This window comes from Nodosilinea sp. FACHB-141, from assembly GCF_014696135.1.
Classification (GTDB): Bacteria; Cyanobacteriota; Cyanobacteriia; order Phormidesmidales; family Phormidesmidaceae; genus Nodosilinea.
The window spans coordinates 186,514-211,018 of sequence record NZ_JACJPP010000020.1; the positions used below are offsets into that span (position 1 = coordinate 186,514).

A 24,505-nucleotide genomic window follows, 5' to 3' on the forward strand; every position below is an offset into this window, starting at 1 on the left:
ATGTTTCGTATGCTCTATTCTCGTGATGATACGTTACTAGAGGTGCCACCCAACCGGCAAGCTACGGTAGCAGATAGGGAATGGGCAATGGAGCTAATTTGCGCTGGCGCGAAGTCTAAATATCTGTGTTCAAAAGCAGATCGTAAGTACTGGGGCAGTTTCAGCCTGGGCAATATGGGGAAAGCTCTACTGCTAGGCCATTGGTTACGACAAACTCACTTACTCAATACCGCCAACCTTGATTCTCGCTCCTTGCAATGCCTCTATGCCACCCTTCGACTGCACTGTTCTAGTCATCAGTGATGCAGATGTAACGGCGAGTTCACTTCAGAACCTGCTAGAGCAGGCTGATCAGGGTTTGGGGCAGGTGCTGGCTGTGGGCTACGACGGGCCAATTTTAGAGCTGTGCCATGCCCACAACCTACGGCTGATTTTCTTAGACGCTGATCGGTCAGATACGCGGAAATTTGATTGCCTCAAACAGCTAAAAGCTCACCTCGGCGATCGCTGCCCGCCTATTGTGGCGATCGGCCCCAACGAGGCCAACATGGCAACCCAGGCCTTAAAGGCAGGGGCGACCGACTATTGGGTGCAAGAGCGGCTTACCCCGCCTCGTCTGCGCCAGGCCCTAGAGGCTTTACCTTGGGCTGATCGCCAGCCAGCGATCGCTGAACTGGATGCTTTTCGGGTGACACTCTCCGATGCGCTACGAGCGCTGGCCGACCCGATCGAGATTCAAGTCACGGCCAGCCGCATCCTCGGTGAATATCTCAATGCCAGCCGCACCCTATACTTTGAGTGCCGCAATGACATCTACTGTGTTGAACGGGATTACACCAGCGGTGTGGCTACCATCGCGGGCTGCTATCCCGTCACCGCATTTGGTCTAGCCATTTTTTCCGAATTCTGCGCCGGGCGATCGGTAGTGGTGGCCGATGTCGGTGCTGACCCTCGGCTCTCGCCTGCCGAGCGAGCCACCTATGCATCAGTTCAAATTGTCGCTTACATGGGTATCCCGCTGGTCAAAGATGGTAATTTTGTCGCCGGTTTGGCGGTTCACTCCTCGACGCCCCGCATCTGGACCCAGGCAGAGGTAAACCTGGCAGAAGAAACTGCTGAACGCACCTGGGCAGCGGTCGAACGGGCCCGGGCAGAAGTGGCTCTAAACCAGTCAGAAGAAAAATATCGCACTCTGTTTCAAAACATCGATCAGGGGTTTTGTCTGCTTGAGCTGATCTTTGACGAGCAGGGCCAGGCGGTGGACTTTCGGTGTTTAGAAACCAACCCGGCTTTTGTGAAACATGCAGGGCAGCCCATGGCGGGCAAACGCATTCGCGAGCTGGTGCCCGGCTTTGAGCAGATCTGGATCGATACCTACGGGCAGGTTGCTCTGACCGGCAAATCGGTGCGGCTCGAACACGTGGTGAAAGGGCTTGGCGACCAGTGGTTTGAGACCTCGGCATTTCGCTACGGTGGCGCAGGGAGTCGCATTGTCGCCGTCCTTTTCACCAACATCACCGATCGCAAACAGGCTGAACTGTCGTTGAAAGACAGTGAAGAGCAGTTTCGTCTGCTGTCAGAAATCAGCCCAGTAGGAATTTTTCGCAACGATATCCACGGGCAATGCACCTACGCCAACGCCAAAACTCTAGAAATTACCGGGCTCTCCCTAGAAAAAAACCTGGGTGGCGGGTGGGGAAAGTATTTACACCCCGACGATCGCGACTGGATGTATGCCGCCTGGTCAACGTTTGTCGAGCAAACTCGCCTGGGTCAACCTGCGACCTATTATGTTGAGCATCGCTTCCTCTATCAAGATGGCTCCCTCCGTTGGGTACTAGGCCAAGCGGTGCCTGAGCACAATGCCCAGGGCGAGCTGGTTGGGTTCATTGGCACCGTCACCGACATCACCGATCGCAAACAGGCTCAAGAAAAACTGACGCGGGAGCTAAACCGCAGTAAGGCGCTTTTGGAGGGCTCCTCCGATGGCATTGTGGTTTTAAACCTGCAGGGCTACGTGGTTGCGGCCAACGAAAGCTATGCCCGCATGCTAGGGCGCACCCTAGAAGACACGCTGACGCTCCATGTGTCTGACTGGGATGCCCAATGGAGTCCGGCAGAACTCAACCATATCGTGGCCTCACGGCAGTTTGTGGGCCGCACCTTCGAGACCGTCCATCGCCGCCAAGATGGCTCTATATACAACGTCGAAGTTACTGTCAGCGCAGTCGATACCGACGATGAGTTTCTGCATCTCTGCATTTGTCGAGATATCAGCGAGCGTAAACGCCACGAGGCAAACGCAGCTTTTTTAGCCGAGGTCACAGTCGATCTATCTCGGCTGACTACCGCCGAAGAGATTATGCAAACCACCGGGGCCAAACTGGGGGCCTATCTACAGCTGTCTGACTGTTCATTTGTTGTGCTCGATCACATCGCCCAGGAAGCGACCATCACCTACGATTGGCACCTAGAGAATGGCATACCCCTAACTGGGGTCTACCGCCTCTGCGACTTTCTGACCCCCGACTTTTTGCGCGATACCCGCGACGGCAAACCCTTCGTAGTCTGCGACACGGAGACCGATCCGCGCACCAATGCTGCCAACTATGCCAGCCTCAATATTCACGCCTTCTGCACCGTGTCATTTCATCAAGATGGTCAGCTGCGATCGCTGCTGGCAATTTACGATGTCAAACCCCGCCAGTGGCGAGCCGACGAAATCGAACTGGTGGGTGAACTGACCAATCAAATTTTTCCGCGGCTGGAGCGCGCCCGGGCGGATGCAGCCCTGCAACGCTACAACGAGACCCTAGAAGCGCGAGTGGCCGAGCGCACCGCCGAACTCTCCCAAAGCCTGACCGCTCTGCAACAGTCTGAAGAACGACTGCACCACCTGGCCCATCACGACCCGCTCACCGGCTTGCCCAATCGGCTGTGGCTCAACCTTCACCTGGAGCAAAGTATTCAGCAGGCCACCCGGCAACAGACGAAGCTAGCGGTGTTGTTTGTCGATCTCGATCGCTTCAAGCACATCAACGACAGCCTGGGCCATCGGGCTGGGGATGGTCTGCTTCAGCAGCTGGGCGATCGCCTGCGCCAAGGCCTGCGGACCAACGACTGCATCGCTCGCATCAGCGGTGATGAGTTTGTCGTCGTCCTCGAAGATGTCAAAGACGTTGCCCACATCGGCACCGCGATTTCTCGACTAATGACGGTGTTTGAAGCGCCCTTCAAACTCGAAGGACAGACCGTGCACATGACCTCTAGCATTGGCATCAGTTTGTTCCCCGACGACAGTAGCGAAGCGGCGACGCTGTTGCGCTATGCCGACACCGCGATGTATGAAGCCAAGGAAGAAGGCCGCAATACCTATCGGTTTTATGCCGAAGAAATGACCGCCACAGCCTTTGAGCATGTTTTGTTTGGCAATGCGCTGCGCAACGCCCTGCAGCAGCACGAGCTACACCTGGTCTATCAGCCCCAAATTAATTTACAGTCGCAGCAATGGGTAGGGTTAGAGGTGCTGTTGCGCTGGCAACATCCAGAGCTGGGGGAGATCTCCCCCGCTCAATTTATCCCCATCGCTGAGCAAAGCGGCTTGATTCACGAGATTGGCACTTGGGTATTGCAGTCGGCCTGTTGCCAAGCCAAGACCTGGCTCGACAGCGGTTTGGACCTTGGCCGCATTGCCGTCAACGTGGCGGCCTCGCAACTCAACCACGAAAACTTTGTCCAGGTAGTTGAGGATGTGCTGCGCAAAAGCGGGTTGCCCCCTAGCCACCTAGAGCTAGAAGTGACAGAACGCTTGGTGATGCAGCGCACCGAGGCCAAAATTCAGCAGCTCAAACAGCTGCGGCAGCTGGGTATTCAAATTGCGATCGATGACTTTGGCACGGGCTATTCATCGCTGAGCTACCTAAAACTGCTGCCCATCGATAAACTCAAAATTGACAAGTCTTTTGTCTGCGATATTCCCCACGATGCTAACGATATGGCGATCGCCGCAGCGGTGATCGCTCTGGGGCAGGCCCTAGGAATGACCATCATTGCCGAAGGCGTTGAGCAGGAAGCCCAGGTGGCTTTCCTAAAACTCAAGGGTTGCCACGAAGCCCAGGGATATCTCTATAGCCAACCACTCAGACCAGAGATAGTTCCAGAAATCTGGAACCGCCGTCACCAAAGCAATGAGGCCAGTCTGCGAATTGAATGAGCGGTACTTAATTCATAGGCGTTTGTCTCTTTTTGAGACTCAATTGTCCTTTTTAAAGGCTAAAAAAGAGAACGTTAAGTCTTATTTTAAGATTGACAAGAGAGGCGCACTCTCCCTTGTCCTGAGCAGTTCTCGGAGGGGGGTAAGCATTTACCATTCCGTAGCTGGGCTGTTTACTTCAAGTCTGTTCTGTCCCATACGCTCGCTGAGAGCCCCTATCCTCTGTTGAACCCTAAAGCTCTAGTTGGTCTTTGACTAAGACGGTACTATGGAGGGGTTTCGTCGGTGTCAGGTGTTATGGATCAGGCGCTTTTAGAGCGATATCAGCAGGCCTACAAAGATTTAGACCTATTTCCGCTCGTGGAACCGGATGATATTGAACGGTTTCGCGTGGATTATGGCCTGCATATCATGGTGCGGCTGAAGCGCGAAATTGAAGCGTCAGTTAAGAACGGCAAGTTTATTTTTGCGGGCCACCGGGGCTGCGGTAAGTCTACGCTGCTGAAGCGCCTAGCGATTGATATGCAGCCCAACCATTCTGTGGTGTTTTTCTCGATCGCAGACCTGATCGAGATGAGTGCCATTACCCACGTCAATATTCTCTATGCGATTGCAATAAAGCTGCTGAGCCAAGCGAGTAAGCAAAGCAATATACGTGTCGATGAGGATATCAAACAAGCTTTGCTGGGTTGGAATACCACTGTGCACACCCAAACCTCTAGTCAGGCTATCAAGGGAGAAATGGGGCTGGGTGGAGATATCAAGGTGGTTACGGCCAAACTCCAGCAAGAAAAGAGCTTTCGCGATCAGATAGAGAAAACGTTTGAAAAGCGGATTTCTGACCTGGTGGGCAAGTGCGATCGCCTGGCGGCGGCTATCCAAACCGCGACTAAAAAGCCGGTTTTGGTAATTATTGACGACCTGGATAAGCTGGATCTGCCCCTGGTCGAACACATTTACCGCAACAACATTAAATCCCTGTTTTCACCTCAGTTTCGGGTGGTGTTCACCATCCCAGTCTCGGCGGTGCAGGAGCCGCAGGTGATGGGAGCGCTCAATTCTGAAGGGGTGGTGCGACCGCACCTGTTTCCGGTGGCGAAGTTTTTTGCTAAGCCAGACTGCCACAACCCAGAGGCAGAGCCGATTGCCAAAACCTTTGATGTTTTTTTGAAGGTGCTGTCTAAGCGGCTGCCAGAGAATTTGGTTGATCCGCAGACGGCCGAGCAGATGGTGCGGAAAAGTGGGGGCGTGATGCGAGAGCTGGTGCGCATTGCCCGCGAATGCTGCACGGAGTGCATGGTGCAGCTCGAAATTGAGCCGGACAGCGACAGCGTTAAAATTAATGATGAGATTTTGACCGTGGCGTTGCGAAATTTGCGCCACGACTTTGCCCGGCAGATTGGTAGTGATCTGTACGATCTTTTAGTGGGGGTGTATAAAACTGCTGAAACCCCCGATGCTAGCAGCGACGGTTTTGTAAAACTGCTCCATGGCTTGATGGTATTGGAATACGAAAACGATGCGCTGTGGTACGACGTGCACCCGATTGTGGTGGATTTGCTCAAACAAAAAAAACTGATTGAGTGAGGTCGCCTGTGGATAATGTCGCTGCCGCAAATCATCATCAGCTGCGCCGGTTGGTGTGGTCGATACAGTCGAGCTATGGGCGGCTGAATTTGCTGGTGGCGATTTGCGACAACTGGAAGTATCGCGACGAAATTATTGATACCTACGAGGCTGAGCTACGGGAAAAGGGGACGAGGTGCGATCGCATCCGCATTGACCTGCGCCAGCCCAGCCTAAAGCAAAGTTTGCAAGAGCATGTAGAGCAAGAGCCAGAGCTAATTACTAGCGCCGCTGCGGTAGTCACTATTTTGGGGGCCGATGAGCTGCTGGGGCTACGTCTAAATCAAGAGCGATCGGCCCTAGAGCAGTTTTTGTTTTCGCTGCAGTGGACGCGGGAATCGCTGCGGGGGTTTCAGCTGCCGCTGGTGCTGTGGCTAACGCCGCGCATTGCAGCACAGTTGGCCGACAAAGCGCCGGATTTTTGGAGCTGGCGGGGGGGCGTGTTTGAGTTTTCGCAGCCGATCGCCTGGGCGTTTGAGCCAGAGCGCAGTCAGAGCCAGACTCTAGAACAGCCCCAGACCCCAAAACCCGCTGCTGCCGACCCTGCTGATTTGCAGCGGCAGATTGATGATTTGCTGGCCCAAGACCCAGAATCACCCCTTTTAGGTAGCTTGTGCAACGACCTGGGCAAAGCCCTTGAAAATGAAGTTAGCTATAGCGAAGCTGAAATTGCCTACCGTAATGCTCTCTACCACCGAGAGCAGCAGCTGGGAACCGACCACATTGATGTGGCCACCAGCCTAAATAATTTGGCCGCATTGTACGACTTGATGGGACGTTATGAGGAAGCGAAACCTCTCTATGAGCGATCTCTTGCCATTTATGAACAACGGTTGAGGCCCGACCATCCTGCTGTAGCCAACAGTCTGAATAATCTGGCTGTGTTGTACTACTCGATGGGACGCTATGACGAGGCAGAACCCCTCCTTAAAAGATCGCTCACTGTCAAAGAACAGCAGTTGGGAGCTGACCACTTCGATGTGGCCAACAGTCTGAATAATCTGGCTGTGTTATACCGTGAGATGGGACGCTACAGCGAAGCAGAATCCCTCTATGAGCAAGCGCTCATCATTAAAGAACAGCAGTTGGGAGCTGACCATCCCAATGTGGCTACTAGCCTAAATAATCTGGCTGAGCTGTACCGTGAGATGGGACGCTACAGCGAAGCAGAACCCCTCTACGAACGATCGCTTGCCATTGATGAACAGATTTATGGAAAAGATCATCCTGAAATTGCTGCTGACTTGAATAATCTAGCCAGTCTGTACGACTCGATGGGACGTTATGAGGAAGCGAAACCTCTCTATGAGCGATCGCTCACTATCAAAGAGAAGCAGTTGGGGGCCGACCATCCTGCTGTGGCCACCAGCTTGAATAACCTAGCCATCTTATACGACTCAATAGGACGTTATGACAAAGCAGAACCCCTCTACGAGCGAGCGATCGCTATTCGAGAACAGCAGTTGGGAGCTGACCACCCCGATGTGGCCACTAGCCTGAATAATCTGGCTAGCTTATATGAGTCGATGGAACGCTACGGGGAAGCAGAATCGCTTTATCTACGGGCCATTGCCATTGGGTCTAAGGCATTGCCCGAGAATCATCCTAATAATGTAACTGTAGCTGACAACTTTAGGCTCTTGGTACAAGCAGCCTTAGAGGCCGGGCAGGCTAATCAGCTCTCCAACCATCCTATGACTCAAGAAGTCTTGAGACAGCTCTCAGAGCTTGAATAGTTGCCTACCACGCAAACAATCAAACGCCTGAAACCCTTGCAGAAAAACGGTTTTAGGAGCATCAAATTTTGAGGGGACTAAAATTGGACTAAAATTTTGAGCCTTTTTGGAACCCTATCAAGGCGTGCTGCTTCAGGTCGTTGAGACCTGGGGGTGCCGCCTCACCGCCACATAAGGATAGCTGACACGCCTCAACTCGACTCATGATGTCATTACCAAAATCTGCAATAGACTCTATCTCACAAACGGTCTCTTAGGCCTCTTAATGAGACCAGCAAGGAGATTCATAGGTCTTGCTACGAGACTATCTGGTTAGAGCCAGGCAGCTCAGCTAGAGCTAAGAGAAGTGTTGGTGATGTGATCGCACTCTCACCCCCTCCTCCCTTTAGCACTCCTCACACACACCTAAAAGCAGCAACTCTCAAAGCCAAGTCTTTTTAGTCTTGAAATAAGACTAAAATCTGTACATTAAGGTCTCAAGATGAGATTTAAGCAGGGCAAAATTAAAAATCTACCAAACCTAATTCTTTAGGCATAGGCAATTTGTCCCGAAACCTGAAATTTGAGATGGCTACTTTTAACTATCACCTAGCCTAAAGACTGAGAGAGTAGTGTGGAAAGTTTAACTTTCCTATCTTTTCCTCGTGATCCCAAAGGGTTTGGCAGCGCATCTAAGGGCCAACCTAGGCGTTTGTGCAGATTCAAAATGCTTAGTAGTTCAATCTTTACAAAAGTTATTTGCGATAGATTTCAATTATGGGTAGGGCAAATAGTGGAAAGCTATAATTAAATGAAATAATGGGTGTCTTCAAAAGAGTCAAAAAGCTTTTTGTGGCAATCCTTAATGAAATATGGCTCCCTTGAGTCATTGACTAGACCGTCCAAAGCAATCAAATGACGAAAGCTCTTGCGTCAGTTTAAAACAATTGTTGCCGGTAATCGATTAAAACCGATGCTGAAATGATTGACTGAGGCTTAAAGTATTTAGATTTTGATTGCCGACTTTAAACCATCAGGTAATAGGCTAAGGGATCAATGCCCTAACGCATCAGGCCTAATCCTTTAGCTATCGCCCCCGCCTCAAGGCCATTAAGAACGGCAATTGATTTACCTAGGGTAAGTTGCTGCTAGTTTGTCCGTGCTTCTAGTTCCTCCGTCGCTTGCTGGCGAAGGAAAACGTTTGGCAGTTTCTCTCTTCTTAATCCAACTACTCAAGTCACACAACGCGAACGGGTCACCGCTTTCGGTCTGCATCCCCTCACTTCCCAGCCGCTATGACTACCCCAACTCTCTTCAATCTCGCGCTTCGCGAAGCGTATAGCCTGTGGCATCCCAAAAACGGGAACCAACTCGAACCGAGTATCCCTACAGGAAGTGCATGTCCCAGTCCCACCATCCTTCACCGCACCCTGCCGTCTTTGCTCAATGGTGCAAATGGCTTAGCCGTTGCCAACGATCGCGCGCTCAATCAATGGCGCAAAGGGAGATGGCAGTCTTTTTCCACTGAAGCCTTTCGTCGGGCGGTGGAAGAATTTGCCTTGGGGCTAGAGACCTTTAGGTTGCAACGGGGCGATCGCGTTGCCCTAATGATGCACAGCGATGTGGGGTTTGCGATCGCCGACCTCGGCACCTTGTTGGCTGGGTTCGTCAACGTGCCCATCGACCTTACCCAGACCATCGAAAACATTCTGCTGATTTTGCAAGAGGTTGAAGCGCCACTGCTGGTGATCTCTAACCCTGCCTTGCTCGACCAAATTCGTCCCTACCTGTGGGAAGTGCCCACCCTAAAAACCGTTATTGTGGCCGAGGTGCCCGACGGTTGGCAGGCCGAGCAGACTAGAGGCAGTGAGGTTTCAGCCTCGGATGCAGTGCTACCGACACCAGCTCCTGAAACCTGCTTACAAATTCCCCATCTACTCTGTGAAACTCCTACTCAGCAGCCGTGTCTGCCAGTACCCCAAGCGCTGCGGGTGTGTGCCCTAGCCGAGGTGCGTGAGTGGGGACGACCGGGGTGGTCAACCGAGGCCGTTCAGGCTTTAGAAGATGCGGTCGCGCCCGCCGATTTAGCCACCATCATTTACATTGCTAGCGAGACCAAGCGCCCCAAGGGGGTAATGCTCAGCCATGAGGCGATCGCGGCCAACGTGCTGGCTTCGTTTTCTAGCTATCCCAACCTCCAGACCGGCCCTGACGAAGTCGCCCTGCTATTTTTGCCCCTCAACCACATCTTTGCCCGCGTGTTTTTATATGGGCATTTGGCTTGGGGGCACAGTATTTATTTCTCAGACCCCAACCATCTAATTAAGCACCTGCGTCGAGTAAAGCCCACCCTTTTAATTACTGTGCCTCGGCTGTTAGAGAAAGTGCATGAGCGCATTCTCGACCAGGTTAACCACCTCAGCCATTTCGACCGCCGGGTGCTGCAATGGGCTATCAATCTCACAGCTCGGTTCGACCCCAGTCAGCCGCCCCAAAAGCTCTACCGTCTACAAATGCAGCTGGCCGAACGGCTCGTGTTTGTCAAATGGCGCGAGGTATTTGGTGGCCGACTCAAAGCCTGTATCTGTGGTGGTGCTGCCTTATCTAGCAATCTCGTCAAGTTTTTCTCGGCGGCGGGGGTGCCCGTCTATCAAGGCTACGGCCTCACCGAAACTAGCGGTGTCCTCACCTACACTCGCGCTGGCCACAACCGTCCCGGCACCGTTGGTCTGCCCATTCCCGGCGTTGAGATTGCCCTCGCCGCCGACCAGGAAGTTCTGGTACGCGCCCCCTTTCTCATGCAGGGCTACTACCACGACCCTGCCGCTACCGCCGCCGCTCTCACTCCCGATGGCTGGCTACACACCGGCGACTTCGGCACCCTTGATGCCGATGGCTTTCTCACTATCACCGGGGTGAAGAAAGCCCTATTCAAACTCTGCACCGGCAAATATGTCTCCCCCCGCCCCCTAGAGCAAGAGCTAATGGCCTCCCCCCTGGTGGCCAAGGCCATTACCGTCGGTGCTAACCACAAGTTCTGCGCCATGGTAATCGTTCCTAACCTAGATGCCCTACGCCGCCAAGTCGAGCATTGGGACCTTGACCTCACCCAACCCGACTGGTGGCACCATCCCCGCATCACCGCCCTCTACCAAAGCTTGATCGACACCGCCAACTGCCATTTCCCCTACTGGTCTACCGTGCGCAAATTTGCCCTTGTTGATCAAATCGAGGGGCTAGACGAGGTGGTGGAGCGGTTGTATGGCGATAGCGGAGTCAGGGGAGATGGGGGAGATGAAGGGGATGGGGAGGCTTGTCCGGTGTATGCGCGATCGCTAATGCGCTACTAGGAAACGATCGGGTGATGGAGTAATGGGGTGATCGGGTCACAAGCCACTATTCACCCACCTTCCTCACATCCCCCACTCCCAACGCCCTACCCCATCACTCCCCTACTCCCCACTCCATCACTCCCAACCCACCACACAAGGAGCCAGCTATGCAAACACCATTCCGCACCGCCGCTGTTCTCGGAGCCGGGGTCATGGGTACCCAAATTGCGGCTCACTTGGCCAATGCCGGGCTTACAGTTCACCTGTTAGAACTGCCCTCCCAAAAAGGCAGCAAAAACGACTTGGTAGAAGGAGCCTTCAAAAAAGCCTGCAAGCAGTCGCCGCCGATTTTCTACAGTCAGCAAGCGGTGAAGCGAGTCATTCTGGGCAACTACGAAGAACATTTCGATCGCCTGTCTACGGTGGATTGGGTAATTGAGGCAGTAGTCGAAAATCTCGCTGTCAAGCAGGATTTGTTTGCGCGGGTTGAGCGCACCGTTGGCCCAGACGCAGTAATTTCCACCAACACCAGCGGGCTGCTGATTCGCCAAGTGGCTGAGGGGCGATCGAAATCCTTCAGAAAGCGGTTTTTGGGCACCCACTTCTTTAACCCGCCTCGATACTTGAAACTACTCGAACTCATCCCCACCGCCGATACCGACCCCGCCGTGGTTGAGCGTGTGGCGGCATTTGGCCGCGATCGCCTGGGCAAAGGCATCGTCGTCGCCAAAGACACTCCCAACTTCATCGCCAACCGCATCGGTGTCTTCGTGTCGATGTTGGGTCTGCGCTCCTTCATTCGAGGCGACTACACCATTGAAGAGATCGACACCCTCACCGGCACCCTGGTAGGGCGGCCCAAGTCAGCCACCTTCCGCACCGCCGATCTGGTGGGGCTCGACACGCTGCTCTATGTCGCCGACAACCTCTATCCCGCCATTCCCCATGACGAGCGGCGCGAGCTGTTTCAACCCCCAGAACTGATGCGCAAGCTGGTAGCCACTGGCACTCTAGGGGCCAAATCGGGTCAGGGCTTTTACAAAAAAGTAGACGGCGAAATTCGCTCGCTAAATCCCAAAACCTTTGGCTATGAATCACCGCGCCCGGTAAACCTAGGAAATTTAGACGGGCTGAAAAAACACGATTTAGCTGAACGGCTGCGTCATCTATATAGAGATCGCAGCCGAGCCGGAGATTTCTTCCGCCAGACCATACTTGAAACCTTGGCCTACAGCGCCAACCGCATTCCCGAAATCGCGGACAGCCCCGCCGACATCGATCGCGCCATGACCTGGGGCTTTGGCTGGGAAATTGGCCCCTTCGCCATCTGGGATGCCTTAGGTTTTGACCGGGTTATTCAGGATATGACCCAGGCTGGGCTGACTCTGCCCCCTTGGCTAAAGCCCATGCAGGCGACTGGTGCCACGGGCTTCTATAGCTCCGACCCCGCCATCACCGCGCCCACCGTCTACGTGCCCGGCGAAAGCTATGTTGCTCTTGAAATCCCTAGCCACGAACTTCATCTAGCCGATTTAAAGGCTAAGCCACCGCTCTGGCACAACAGCGAGGCCGCCCTGCTCGATGCCGGAGACGGAGTTACGCTGTTTGAGTTTCGCTCTAAGGCCAACACTCTCAGCACCAAAGTAGTTGAAGGCCTCGGTGCTGCCCTCGACTGGCTGGCCGCCCACGACAACTACCATGGCATGGTGATTGGCAACGAAGGCCCGAACTTCTGCGTCGGCATCAACCTGGCTGAGGTGGGCAAAATCGCCCAGTGGGAAAACCTCAACCCCCTCAACCGCAACCATCGCACCATCGCCAAGCTGCTCAATGACGTCCAGACCCTAGTGCAGCGCATCTACTACTTCCCCAAACCCGTAGTTGCTGCTATTCAGGGGCGGGCGCTCGGGGGCGGCTGCGAACTCGCCATGGCCTGCCCCCACGTGGTTGCCGATGCCGAAACCTACATTGGCCTGGTGGAACTTGGGGTTGGCCTCATCCCCGCCGGGGGCGGCCTCATGCACCTCGCCCGCTGGGCCAGTCAGCGCGCCATCTCCGACGAACCCGCTGACATACTGCCCTGGCTGAAGCAGGTGTTTCGTACCGTCGGCATGGCCCAGGTTTCTAACAGTGCCCACGAAGGTATCGAGCTAGGCTTTTTGCCTGCCACCACGCAGATCGTGATGAATGGCGATCGCCGTCTCTACGCCGCCAAACAAGAAGTGCTCTGCCTGCACCGCATGGGCTATGCGCCACCGCCTCGCCAGCCCATCCCCGTCCTTGGCCAACCCGCCCGCGCCATGCTCGAACACATGGCCTACGTCATGCACGCCGGTAGCTACATCAGCGACTACGATCGCAGCCTCGCCAACCGCCTCGCCTACGTCCTCACCGGCGGCGACCTCACCGTTCCCGCCTCTGTAGATGAGTCCTATCTCTTCAACTTAGAACGCGACAACTTCCTCCCCCTCATCGACGAACCCAAGACCAAAGAACGTCTGCTGCACATGCTGAAGACGAAGAAACCGCTGAGGAACTAGGGAGTGATGGAGTAACGGGGTGATGGAGTGTTCGTGTAATCACTCCCCCACCCTCCTACCCATCCACCCTCCTACCCATCCATCCCCACTCCCCTCCACCGGAGCCTCCTGCTATGAACACCACCGCCTACATCGTCAGCACCGTCCGTACCGCCGTCGGCAAAGCGCCCCGCGGTACCCTCCGCCACACCAGCCCCGATGACATGGGAGCCGCAGCCGTTCGGGGTGCACTAGAGCACATTCCCGCCCTTGTCTCTGACCACATCGACGATGTGATTATGGGCTGCGCCATGCCCGAAGCCGAGCAAGGGTATAACCTGGGCCGGCTAATTGCCTTGCGAGCGGGTTTGCCCGACTCAGTCTCTGGTTGCACCGTCAACCGACTGTGCGCCTCGGGGCTGCAATCTATTGCCATGGCCACCCAGGCCATTGCCTGGGGCCAGTCCGACGTGATCGTAGCGGGCGGGGTTGAGTCCATGAGCATCATCCCCATGGGCGGGCACCAGTTCTCCCCCAGCACCGAGCTGTTTGCCGAGATGCCCGATGCCTACATTCCCATGGGCCTCACCGCTGAGAAAGTCGCCGATCGCTTCCAGGTTTCTCGCGCTGACCAAGACGCCTTTGCCCTGCGATCGCACCAAAAAGCCCTCGCCGCCCAGACTGCCGGTCGGTTCAAGGCCGAAATTGTCCCCATCACCGTGCGCACCACCGAGTACCTTGACGGCCATCCTCATACCCACGAACTCATCTTTGACACCGACGAAGGCCCTCGCGCCGATACCAGCCTCGAAGCCCTAGCTCAGCTCAAACCCGTCTTCAAAGCTAACGGCACCGTTACCGCTGGCACCTCCTCCCAAATGTCTGACGGGGCCGCCGCCACCGTAGTCATGGGAGCTGACAAGGTTCAAGAACTCGGCTTGCAACCCCTCGGTCGCCTACTCGGCTTCGCCGTCGCTGGAGTCCCCCCCGAAATCATGGGCATCGGCCCCATCGCCGCCATCCCCAAAGTGCTGAAGCAGGTCGGCCTCACCTTCGGCGACATCGGCCTGATCGAGCTCAACGAAGCCTTCGCCGCCCAATCCCTCGCCGTCATTCGCGAACTGGGCCTCAACGAAGACATCGTCAACGTCAACGGCGGCGCGATCGCCCTCGGCCACCCCCTTGGCTGCTCCGGTGCCAAACTCACCGCTACCCTACTGCATGAAATGCAGCGACGCGGCACCCGCTATGGCCTAGTGACCATGTGCGTCGGCGGCGGCATGGGCGCGGCGGGGGTTTTCGAGAACCTGGTTGTGTGAGGAGTAGGGGAGTGATGGAGTGGGGGAGTAGGGGAGTGATGGCTTGATTACACAGATACTTCGTCACCCCATCACCCCATCACCCCATCACCCCATTACCCCATTACCCCGTCACTCCATCACCCGATCACTTCGAAACCTTAATCGTCCACGACGGAGCGTTTTTGATCATACTGACTAGCTTCCCCAGAATTTGGTTATAGGTTTCGTAAAGGGTTTTGCCAGTATCGCGATCAAGGTAGCCACATTTCACCGCAAACTCAATCCAAATTTGAGTCTCCGCAGCTTCCGCTTCTGAATCAGAAAGTTTTGCCACAAATGCAGCTTGATAGCGGCGTTTTCGCCAAGCCTCACCCAAGTTTGCGCACACCGATCGCGAAGACCGCCGCACTTGATCGGTCAGTGCATAGCGTTCCTCTACTGGAAAACGCTTCGAGTACTCAAAAATCTGCATTGCCGCATCAAACGCCAATCGATACACCTCCAGATCGCCATGCACTCTAGCCGCCCCCTGCCCCATATCACCCCCAAAACATTGCCCACCTAATCATTCCCCCCACTCCCCTACCCCATCACTCCCCTACCCCATCACCCCAGGCTCACCATGCTCCACTACATCCCCATTTCCCTCACCCTCCTCATCCTTCTCACCTTCTTCATCCCCCCCCTCCGTCGCACCCTCATCTCCACCCCTTTTGGCAAAGCAGCGATCAAACGCCTGCCCAAAATTTCCGATACCGAGCGGGCTGCGATCGAGGCGGGCCAGGTTTGGGTCGAGGGTGAATTCTTCTCTGGAAAGCCCGATTGGCATCGGCTGCTCAACGAGCCCTACCCTCAGGTGCCGCCCGACGTGCAGGCTTTTCTCGATGGGCCGGTAGAGCAGGTTTGCCAGATGGCGACCGACTGGGAGATTTACCAGCGCAAAGACCTACCCCCAGCAGTGTGGAAGTTTCTCAAGCACGAGAAATTCTTCGGCATGATGATTCCCCAAGAGTTTGGTGGCCTGGGTTTCTCGAATTTGGCCTACAGCGCTGTGATGGTGAAGCTGGCCTCGCGTTCCTTTACCCACGTGGCTACGGTGGGGGTGACCAACTCTCTCGGCCCGGCCAAGCTGCTGCTGCGCTACGGCACCCCTGAGCAAAAGGCCCGCTACCTGCCGCGTCTGGCCATTGGTGAAGAAATTCCCTGCTTTGCCCTGACTGAGCCGCTGGCTGGGTCTGACGCTGCCAGCCTCACCTCTCGCGGCGAAGTATTTAAAGGAGACGACGGCCAGCTGTATCTGCGGCTGAACTGGAAGAAGCGATATATCACCCTAGGAGCGATCGCAACTCTAATCGGCCTCGCCTTTCGCCTCTACGACCCCGACAACCTGCTGGGGCTGGGGCATGATGTGGGCATCACTTGCGTCCTGGTGCCGAGGGAAACCCCTGGCGTCGTCATCGACCATCGCCACGACCCCATGGGCGTACCCTTCTTTAACTCTCCCGTTGAGGGCCACGACGTGGTGCTGCCCATCGATCAGATTATCGGCGGCGTGTCCCAGGCGGGCCAAGGCTGGAAGATGCTGATGCAGACCCTAGCGGCGGGGCGGGGTGTTAGCTTCCCTGCTACCTGCACGGGGGTAGCCAAGCTGGTGTCGCGGGTGGCTAGTGCCCACAGTGTAGTGCGCCAGCAGTTTGGCCTGCCCATCGGTCGCTTTGAAGGGGTCGAAGAACCTCTCGCCCGCATTGCTGGGTTGACCTATGCAGTCGATGCTGCTCGCCTCTATACCTGTGGCGCGGTGGATAGTGGGGCGCAGCCGGCGGTGGTGAGCGCGATCGCCAAGTACCAAACCACCGAGCTGGCCCGTGCCATCGTCAACGACGGCATGGACATCCTCGGCGGCTCCGGCATCTGCCGAGGGCCGCGCAACCTGCTGGCCAATGTTTACACCGCTATCCCCATCGCCGTCACCGTCGAGGGGGCCAACATTCTTACCCGCACCCTGATGATCTTCGGCCAGGGCGTCATCCGCTGCCACCCCTACCTCTACGCCGAGATTCAAGCCCTGTATGACGCGGACTGGGTCGCCTTTGACCGACTGCTGTGGGGTCACGTTGGCGCATTTATTCGCAACGTCGGTCGCTCCATCGGGCTGGGTCTCACCCAGGGGCGACTGGCCCAAGCCCCTGTCAGCGGCCCTACCGCCCCCTACTACCGCAAACTCTCCTGGGCCTCAGCCACCTTTGCCGTGCTCACAGATATCGCGCTAATCCGCTACGGCGGCAGCCTCAAGCGCCATGAAAACCTCACCGGCCGCTACGCCGATGCCCTCTCCTGGTTATATCTGACTAGCGCTGTGCTGCGCCGGTTTGAGGCCGAGGGGAGACCCGACGCCGACTTGGCAACGGTGCAGTGGGCAGCTCAGTATGGTCTAGTTCAAATTCAAACCGCCTTTGAGGGCATCGTTGGCAACCTGTCTCTCCCCGTAGTTGGGCCGCTGTTGAAACCGTTGATGGGGCTGGGCCTGCGGCTAAATCCCCTAGCGACTTTGCCCACCGATGCCTTGGGTCACCAGGTCGCCAAGGATCTACAAAAGACTGGGGAAATGCGCGATCGCCTCACCGCTGGCATCTACCTGCCCGCCGACCCTACCGATGCCCTGGGCCGCCTGGAGCAAGCCCATGCCCTCAGTCAGCAGGCCGACGCTATTCACCATCGCCTCAAAGACGCCGTCCGCAACGGGCAGCTATCCATCGATAGCCCCAATCAAACCGAATCCCTGGAGACCCTAGCCCATCGGGCGGGTCTGCTCACCCAGCTCGAATGGGATCTGCTGATGGCAGCGGCCGAGGCCCGCAAAGATGCTATCCAGGTCGATGCCTTCACCTTTGAGGAATACGAGGCCGGCAGCACATTAGATCGGGCTAACGCCCCTCAGCCGTTGCTATCTGATCGAGGATGAGATATCCCACGTCGAGACTCATAAAATTTAAGTTGGGACTCTTTTAGAATCAAGAGAGTCTCACCATAAGATCAAGAGTCGGCTGGTGTCTTAGCGCCCATCAGCCGACTCTTATCTATAGCCCCGACAAGCGCACCTTGTAGGGAATTTCTTCGACTGGCACATCTTCAACGTCCCAGTCGTCGTAGCGCAGCTGAAGCCGCTTTTCTCCGGCGTATCCCACTAGCTTGCCCCCGTAGTGTTTGGCCTCGGTGCCCAAGCTTTGGATGCGCACCATACCGTTGAAAACCGTCGCTCGGGCCAGATAAATCACCAAGTCATCCCGAGAAGGGCGATTCACCGTCGTACTGGCGGTCAAGTGGCCCAGGCCGCGCTCATCCATTTCTTGCCCCAGGGCCAGCGCCGTGTTGCGAATGCCGCGAATCGCCACGATCGCCGCCGCCACCGCCATGGTGATATCAACCCCTTCATCGGTCAAAATTTCTTGGGTAGATAGAAACTGAAAATTGCGTTCGCCCAAATCATTGCGAATGCGGCGGTGAATCAAATTCTCTGACTGATAGTTGGTCAGGGCACCCACGATCGCACCACAGGCCGCCCGAGGTTCCCGCCAGGGAGACTCACGGGTTTTGCCATAGACCTGCTTGCCATCTTCTTGAATGCGCCCCACGTGGGTTTTGAGATCGATCGCCACCAGCGAAATCGACTGCGGGTTGCCCTCATAAACCCGCCGCTTGAGCTTCTCATCCAGCTCGTGGGCAACCGTTACATGGGCTAGAGTGGCCCCATTGTCAGTGCCGCCCCCGGCGGGGAAAAACGCCTCCAGCTTGAGTTCGCCAATCTCCGACAGGGTCGCAAACCGGGAAGCCACCACATCGCGGTAACGCTTCGTCGCTTCACCCTGGTGAATGCGATCGCCGCAGTTGGTATAGGCCAGCGTCGTCACCGCGCTGGGTAAATTCATGTCGGCTCCGCAGGCCTGAATATCTGTCGGGCTAGCCCCGGCAAATTGCAGCTCGTCGCGCAACAGTTGCAGCCCCTTGATCAGCGCGTAGCGATCGCTGACGATCTCGTTTAGATAGTTGTGGTAGGCATTGCGCTCCATGCCGAAGCTGGCGGAAAGCTGCCAAAATCGCTCAATTCGCGCCTGGCTTGGGGCAGCGTCAAAGGGCAAAGTCATGGAAAGTAGACCCTTTTGGATGAGATAGCTGATTTAGACTCATGCCATAGTAAGCGGTCTAGCTCAAAAATCATCCTCTGAGTGACCCTAAACCGAGGTGAGATTTCTTTACGTCTCAATTGTCTTATTCTAAGTCCATGAAATATTTAAATGAGACTGGTTAAGGGATGCATGAGTCTCATTGTGAGACTTCGGCCTCTGAGTTGTTTGGAATGCGATCGCACCTTTCTACTCCAGCACTTTGTAATTTGGGCACCTTGCATACCCTTGAACAGTCGAGACAACTGTGCTGCATTATTTAATTCTTAATCCCTAACTCTTGCCCATCAAAAATTTTCGTTAATCAAAAGTTTCGGTAATTAACAACAGCGTACGCAAAGCCGATATCGTCCTATATTTTCAGTATTTTGTTGTCATAAATACATTACTAAGCCCTTACCGAGATAAAAGCATGCTTAAACCCTCTATGATTCCTGCCCTGGCCGCCAGTGCGCTGTTGATTACTTTGGTGGCCTGTCAGCCTACGGCCACCACCCCAGACACCAGTGGAGACACCACCACTGAAACTCCCGTCGCGGAGGCACCAGACAGTGATGCCGTTGTTGGCGATCGCGCCGACTACATCGAAGTGCCCTTGCCTGGGGGAGCCGTCGGGGAAGACCCCACCGAAATTGCCCTTGCCGCCTTTGGCAGCACCGAACCGGGGGAAGGCAACTTTGAAGAAGAGGTTGAACTGGTAGACCAAACCGACGACCAATCCCTAGTGATTCTCACTCAAACTGGCCTCGCTGACGACTCCGTCAACGGCACGCGCTATCGCCTGGAGTTTGTGCCCGAGGGCGACCAGTGGCGGCTCGACTGGGCTGGTAGCCAGGTGCGTTGCCAACTTGACCGGGGCTCTCAAGAGTGGTCCACCGATTTGTGCAAATAAGCCAGCCCTAATGCTGTCAACCCCTTCCTTGCGCTTACCTCCTGACCCAGTTAACCGGTCTGGGTCGGTAAGCCTGGCTAATATCCGTTCAGCAAGAGCACCATGTGTCTGTAAGCGGTCTACGCTTTAGAAGCTATGAAATTATCTGGATCTTCGGCCTGTCCGTTGCTCTCAAAACCGCCTGCTTCTACATGGCGCAAAATGGATTGCACGATCGGCAGCGCAATGCTAACCCCAAAAAGAGCATTAAAACCAGCGATCACAGCGGGCGCTGATAAAACGACCGCAATTTCTGGAAAAAGCGCGATTACAGTAATCAAAATTAGAAAGAAAATCGGGGTAGCAATACCCGCACTGACAGCCGCTGCCACGATTTTGTCTCGAAATTCCTCTGCTGTAATGTCTCCACGGTGGAGATCTAGCGTGTAGGCCACGGCTGTGACTACAGCCTGAGTTAGCACAGCAGTGCCGGTCGCGGCTAACCCCAGTTTGCCAATGGTCAACGAATTTTTGAGCACCGAGTCGACAGCGTTATAGAGCCGAATGTAGACCTGCTCTTGCCCCGTCATCATGTCGGCACCGCGTCGCAGGTTATTCGTACCAACTTCCCAAACGATGTTCTCAGCGCCGTTGCTGCCACCTCGGGCATGGGGTCGAATGTGGCTGCCGTGCTTGTCGGAGAGAAACACCCGAATATCGCGCTCGCTCGCCCCCAATTTAGAGGTGCCCGGAATTTTGTTAAACAGCGCCATAACATCGGCTTCAGACCGAGGCGTATCGCCAAGTCGTACTCCCGCTGTTTGCACTCGCCGCGCCAGCTTGGGCATTTCTGCGGCTAGCTCCTGAGCGGTGCGCGGCAGATCCTGCAATGCTTGAGCGATCGCAGCGCCGGAGGTTGCCGCACCCGCCAGGGTAGTTTGCACAGAGCTGACAGCAATTTTGGCTTCCGAAGCCGCAGTCTCAATGTGAGTGCCAAGCTGATGTGCGGCCTCAGCCGCTGTGTCAGAGAGCGCTTTGGCAGGGTTGAAAAAATTCATTAGGATTTAGCACTATCTCTCATCAAACGTAAGCGTACCCTTCACGTCCTAGGAGAATCTGCAATTGGCAGCGCTTCATAGAGCCTCGACCGTGAGGTCAAGAATTTGTTTGGGTGCTCCACCAAATCGGCAGGCGGCGGATGCACCGCCGGCAATTGGGCTGAAGTCGGCATAGCCATCATCGTTAACGAAGATTATTCTCCGTTAAGACTGTTGAAGACTGTTGAAGAAGGCAATCCCCAAGGCTCGATTGGCTTGAGGATTGATGAGATTAGCCCTTCGGATACCGTTCTATGACCTCCATTCAGCGCATTGGCATTCTCACCAGCGGCGGCGACTGCCCCGGCCTCAACGCCGTCATTCGAGCAGTGGTTAAATGCGCTAATCGGCGCGGGTGGGATGTCATTGGCATACCCTACAGCACCGATGGCTTTATGCAGGTGGCCGACGGGCAGTACGAGCCTGAAAACTTACTGCTCACCGACCACGGCTACGATATCCCCGGCATTTTGCAAGGGCTTGACGTGCTGCAATTTCTTAGCGGCACCATCCTGGGCTCGCTCAGCAAAAGCCGCTTTGACGGGCCTGACCAGGTCAGCAAAATTTTGGCGGGCTACGAAAAACTCAACCTTGACGCCCTGATTGCCATCGGCGGCGACGGCAGCCTTGACATCATCTATGACCTAGCTCAGCGCGGCGGCTGGAACCTGATTGGCATTCCTAAAACCATCGACAACGACGTACCGTTCACCGAAAAATCCATCGGTTTCAACACGGCGGTGCAGACGGTGAACAGCGCCCTCTACGATCTCACCTTTACCGCCGCTAGCCACGATCGCGTCATGGTAGTCGAGGTTATGGGTCGAGATGCGGGGCATTTGGCGCTTCACGGCGGCATTGCGGGCGGGGCCGACGTCATTCTCATTCCTGAACTGGTGCCTGACTTGAGCCCCCTGGTGGTCACTCAGATCTGTCAGCACATCGCTGATCTGCGCCAGCGGGGCCGCAAGTTTGCTCTGGTGGTGGTGGCCGAGGGCGTTCACGGCGAAGACGGCAAACCCAAACACCTGATTGGTGAATCTTTGGCGACTGCGATCGCCGATCGCAGCCGCACCCTTTGCCAAACCGGCGATACCGCCTATTGCGACATGGACCGAGTCGAAACCCGCGCCATGGTGCTGGGCCACATTCAGCGCAGCGGTATCCCCACCGCCAGCGATCGCCTGCTGGCCTCGGCCTTTGGTCGCAAAGCCGTCGATCTGATCGCTGAAGGCCGCTACAACCGCCTGGTGGTTTGGGAAGCGGGCCGCGTCCGCTCCAAAGACCTGAGCGACGTGATTGCCACCGTGCGCGAGTGCCATCTGCGCGGCACTTGCCCCAGCCCCGTAGAAACAGACAGCACTATGGTAAAAGTGGCCAGGTCGCTGGGCATCTACGTGGGCGATCCCGATACGCTGCCTGACCCGAAAGCGGTGATGACAGAGATTCACGAGGTCTCTGCAATGGCCTAATCGACCCACCCGTAGGGGCAAATGCCATTTGCCCAGCCCTAACCCTGATTGGCTACAGCCACAAATGCTGCATAGGGGCGCGAGCCTTGCGCCCCTATGGTTGCCGCTAGCCAGTCGATCAGTAAACCAAGGTTGGATACTCCGTCACGTCAAACTCAAAGCAGTGCCGCCCCTCAGGGTGCTGCCATCGCCCTGCATCGGGGTTTGACTCCTGAGGGCTGAGGCGGTGGGTGCTGCTGTCGGTATCGAAGGTGGCACAGAGGTTAAAGTCGCGATCGCCCAGCCGCTCATATTCGTAGGGCTGGTTGGTCAGCGGGTCGTTGCGCAGTTCGATCGCATCTAGGGTGGCGGGCAGCTCAAAGCTGTCGTCATCGGCCAGATATTGCTCGTGGAGGCGTTGGGCGATCGATGCCACATCCTGCAACCGCTGGCGATCGGCGGCGATTTCACGCTGCCGTCCTGGTGTACCCAGCACCCAGAAGCCTGCAACGATCGCCAGCCCTACTGCCGCCGTGGCTACCGCTGCAAATGCCCGATCAAAAGTCCGATTATCAAACGTCTTATTCATGGGCCAAATTTAGAACCTTAGGGGCAGGCTTGCGCCGAATCCAGTCGAAGTAGTACCACAGCACCCCGCCGTCGAGCACCAGCACTACCAGCACCTTGAGCAAAAAGCGCGGCGTCAGCTCGCCTCGCAAAAACGAGGTCAAAAAGGCAATCACTGCGCCAATGGCAATGATGGTAGCGATCAGCAAGGTTAGATAGGTGAGCACCTTGCGCACCTCCGAGAAATGCTTTTCGCGGTGGGCCGCCAGGTCGCGGTTGATCTGCCGCATCAGCCCCAGGTACACCGGGTAGGCCACCAGCAGCCGGGCTAGGGCAAAGGCTACCTGCCAGGATGGGTCGCCGTAGTAGTTGTTTAAACTGTCGGGAATCAGGTGGTTGATGAAGATGAAGGCCATCTCACCGAGCGCTTGAATCCAAATGCCCAGGGTGACAAAGGCCAATAAGTAAAAGAAGGCATCGCGCGCTAGCTCGCCCGATCCGCCGCGCGGTGTGGGCAGTGGGCGACCCACCAACCCTTCGTACACTTCGAAAAAGGCGCGCTCTACCTCTCGCGAGGGCCAGCCGTAGTCGCGCAGCAGTCTGCTGATGAATTCGTCGGAGGAGCCGCGATCGCGCGCCAGCAAAATAAATTGCACTAGCTCGCTGCGACTGTCGGGGGTAGGGGGAAGATCTGTACTCATGGGCCTACGGTAATCCGCCATAGATATTCTAAAAAGAATGAGTGATCCACCTGTTTAACTGTCCTTTAACACCGGAATCAGAGGGAGGCTCAATTTGACATTGCCTCCTGTAGGGGCATTGCAGTGCAATGCCCCTACGCCGATCGCTGCAATAAACGGCAAATTTGAACCAACACGGTTTCACAAGGGCATCCTCAAGGCACTGACCGTCAACCCTGCCGATGAAGTATAACCCCGACAAACATCACCGTCGTTCCTTGCGCCTCAAAGGGTACGACTACTCATCCGCAGGGGCGTATTTCATCACGATCTGCACCTTTCAACGCCATTGCCTATTTGGACAGGTAGTCAATGGTGAAATGCAAATCAGTGAATTTGGTTCTATCGCAACAGAATGCTGGCAAGCAATTCCCGAGCATTTTCCACATATCGAACTTGATGGATACATTGTGATGCCTAATCATGTCCATGGAATTTTGTTTGCCGAGGATCCCCGTGGGGGCATTGCACTGCAATGCCCCTACACCTCTGCATTTGGCAAGATGTCCTCCGGTTCAATTTCAACAGTTGTTCGTTCCTACAAATCTGCCACGACCAAACGCATCAACACCCTGCGCGATGCAGCAGGCACACCGGTTTGGCAGCGCAACTATTACGACCACATCATTCGGAACGAGCGATCGCTCCAGCACATGCGTCACTACATCACAAACAATCCTGTATCCTGGGCCGACGACCAACTGCATCCATGCAACCCATCAAAATGGTGATGACTATCTCAGTGGAGAGGAATGAAATTTTGGTTGCCGAAGACACCTGTAGGGGCATTGCAGTGTGTCATCCGACGTAAGGTTGTACCCCCAAGGCACGACATAAAGTTGTGCCCCTTCGGCGCCTTAGCGGTAGAACATAAGACGTTATAAAGCTGTCG

General features: G+C 55.5%; 15 protein-coding genes. 10 read left to right on the plus strand and 5 right to left on the minus strand.

Annotation, left to right across the window (positions count from 1 at the left end):
- Positions 1 to 265 precede the first annotated feature (265 nt).
- From H6F59_RS20885 to H6F59_RS20910, 6 genes are all read left to right on the plus strand, one after another.
- On the plus strand, positions 266 to 4,213 hold the full coding sequence (locus H6F59_RS20885) for an EAL domain-containing protein (protein ID WP_190704973.1): 3,948 nt from the start codon (positions 266 to 268) through the stop codon (positions 4,211 to 4,213).
- A gap of 297 nt (positions 4,214 to 4,510) precedes the next feature.
- Positions 4,511 to 5,800: an ATP-binding protein gene (locus H6F59_RS20890; RefSeq protein WP_190704976.1), complete on the plus strand. Its 1,290-nt coding sequence runs from the start codon at positions 4,511 to 4,513 to the stop codon at positions 5,798 to 5,800.
- Between the two features lie 8 nt (positions 5,801 to 5,808).
- Positions 5,809 to 7,575: a tetratricopeptide repeat protein gene (locus tag H6F59_RS27415; RefSeq protein ID WP_313887277.1), complete on the plus strand. Its 1,767-nt coding sequence runs from the start codon at positions 5,809 to 5,811 to the stop codon at positions 7,573 to 7,575.
- A gap of 1,274 nt (positions 7,576 to 8,849) precedes the next feature.
- Positions 8,850 to 10,904: a long-chain fatty acid--CoA ligase gene (locus H6F59_RS20900; RefSeq protein WP_199325905.1), complete on the plus strand. Its 2,055-nt coding sequence runs from the start codon at positions 8,850 to 8,852 to the stop codon at positions 10,902 to 10,904.
- 149 nt (positions 10,905 to 11,053) lie between these two features.
- The gene (locus tag H6F59_RS20905) at positions 11,054 to 13,426 is read left to right on the plus strand and encodes a 3-hydroxyacyl-CoA dehydrogenase/enoyl-CoA hydratase family protein (protein ID WP_190704979.1); all 2,373 of its coding nucleotides are present in this window, start codon (positions 11,054 to 11,056) and stop codon (positions 13,424 to 13,426) included.
- Positions 13,427 to 13,539: 113 nt separating this feature from the next.
- The gene (locus H6F59_RS20910) at positions 13,540 to 14,724 is read left to right on the plus strand and encodes an acetyl-CoA C-acyltransferase (RefSeq protein ID WP_190704982.1); all 1,185 of its coding nucleotides are present in this window, start codon (positions 13,540 to 13,542) and stop codon (positions 14,722 to 14,724) included.
- A 127-nt stretch (positions 14,725 to 14,851) separates the two neighbouring features.
- Here H6F59_RS20910 and H6F59_RS20915 read toward each other — a convergent pair whose 3' ends face one another.
- Complete coding sequence (locus H6F59_RS20915) at positions 14,852 to 15,244, minus strand: four helix bundle protein (RefSeq protein ID WP_190704985.1); 393 nt, start codon at positions 15,242 to 15,244, stop codon at positions 14,852 to 14,854.
- A gap of 84 nt (positions 15,245 to 15,328) precedes the next feature.
- Between H6F59_RS20915 and H6F59_RS20920 the strand changes: the two genes are divergently transcribed.
- Entirely contained in the window at positions 15,329 to 17,668 is a 2,340-nt protein-coding gene (locus tag H6F59_RS20920) for an acyl-CoA dehydrogenase (protein WP_190704988.1), read from the plus strand.
- A 115-nt stretch (positions 17,669 to 17,783) separates the two neighbouring features.
- Here the strand turns inward: H6F59_RS20920 and H6F59_RS20925 are convergent, their stop codons facing one another.
- The gene (locus tag H6F59_RS20925) at positions 17,784 to 18,848 is read right to left on the minus strand and encodes a hypothetical protein (RefSeq protein ID WP_190520797.1); all 1,065 of its coding nucleotides are present in this window, start codon (positions 18,846 to 18,848) and stop codon (positions 17,784 to 17,786) included.
- Positions 18,849 to 19,299: 451 nt separating this feature from the next.
- Between H6F59_RS20925 and H6F59_RS20930 the strand changes: the two genes are divergently transcribed.
- Positions 19,300 to 19,779: a hypothetical protein gene (locus H6F59_RS20930; protein WP_190704991.1), complete on the plus strand. Its 480-nt coding sequence runs from the start codon at positions 19,300 to 19,302 to the stop codon at positions 19,777 to 19,779.
- Positions 19,780 to 19,898: 119 nt separating this feature from the next.
- Here H6F59_RS20930 and H6F59_RS20935 read toward each other — a convergent pair whose 3' ends face one another.
- Complete coding sequence (locus H6F59_RS20935) at positions 19,899 to 20,816, minus strand: HNH endonuclease (protein ID WP_190704994.1); 918 nt, start codon at positions 20,814 to 20,816, stop codon at positions 19,899 to 19,901.
- Between the two features lie 293 nt (positions 20,817 to 21,109).
- Here H6F59_RS20935 and H6F59_RS20940 point away from each other — a divergent pair, with 293 nt between their 5' ends.
- The gene (locus tag H6F59_RS20940) at positions 21,110 to 22,327 is read left to right on the plus strand and encodes an ATP-dependent 6-phosphofructokinase (RefSeq protein WP_190704997.1); all 1,218 of its coding nucleotides are present in this window, start codon (positions 21,110 to 21,112) and stop codon (positions 22,325 to 22,327) included.
- 118 nt (positions 22,328 to 22,445) lie between these two features.
- On the opposite strand, the gene H6F59_RS20945 is transcribed toward H6F59_RS20940, so the two are convergent.
- Positions 22,446 to 22,895 carry a hypothetical protein gene (locus tag H6F59_RS20945; RefSeq protein WP_190705002.1) on the minus strand — a complete coding sequence of 150 codons (450 nt, stop codon included), beginning with the start codon at positions 22,893 to 22,895 and terminating at the stop codon, positions 22,446 to 22,448.
- The gene (locus H6F59_RS20950; protein WP_190520807.1) at positions 22,888 to 23,574 is read right to left on the minus strand and encodes a DUF5671 domain-containing protein; all 687 of its coding nucleotides are present in this window, start codon (positions 23,572 to 23,574) and stop codon (positions 22,888 to 22,890) included. The genes H6F59_RS20945 and H6F59_RS20950 overlap by 8 nt, the downstream gene beginning before the upstream one ends.
- 221 nt (positions 23,575 to 23,795) lie before the next feature.
- On the opposite strand from H6F59_RS20950, the gene H6F59_RS20955 reads away from it, so the two are divergent.
- Complete coding sequence (locus tag H6F59_RS20955; protein WP_190705019.1) at positions 23,796 to 24,344, plus strand: transposase; 549 nt, start codon at positions 23,796 to 23,798, stop codon at positions 24,342 to 24,344.
- Positions 24,345 to 24,505: the final 161 nt, after the last annotated feature.